At 63.1% G+C, this 412-nt stretch carries 1 protein-coding gene; it reads right to left on the reverse strand.

Going from position 1 to position 412, the window contains the following annotated elements; genetic code table 11:
* Positions 1–319 precede the first annotated feature (319 nt).
* Positions 320–412: R3H domain-containing nucleic acid-binding protein (locus tag J1M64_RS18485; protein ID WP_307872485.1), on the reverse strand; the 93-nt coding region annotated here is incomplete at its 5' end.

The following is a 412-nucleotide window of genomic DNA, read 5'->3' on the forward strand; positions in this document are numbered from 1 at the left end:
ACGACGAACTGATGAATCTGAGCGTCACAGAAAAAGCGGCATTCGAGCCGGCCGGTGGCCCAGATGGCCTTCTTTCGCCGGCAGCGTGGTATCTCGACGACCTCGACGAGACCACCGAAGCACGCATCAGTGAGATCGTTCGCTCCGCGGTGCGATAGCACCCTTGCGGGCTCTGTTCGGGGTTCACCGAGCACCCACCGGGGCAGCCCCTGATACAACGGCTCCCCGGGAGTCGAGACTGTATTCACAGTCCAACTTCCGGGGAGCAGTTCGCAGTGAGGTCCGCCGACTTCAGAACACCACCGACTTCAGAACACCGTCACGCCTTGACGACGACGACCCGTCGGGATGGCTCGACGCCGGTGCTCTCGCTCGCGACGCCGTCGATCTTGGCGACCGCGTCGTGCACGAT

The sequence above is a fragment of the Dietzia sp. KRD202 genome (genome assembly GCF_017168155.1).
GTDB classification, from domain to species: domain Bacteria; phylum Actinomycetota; class Actinomycetes; order Mycobacteriales; family Mycobacteriaceae; genus Dietzia; species Dietzia kunjamensis.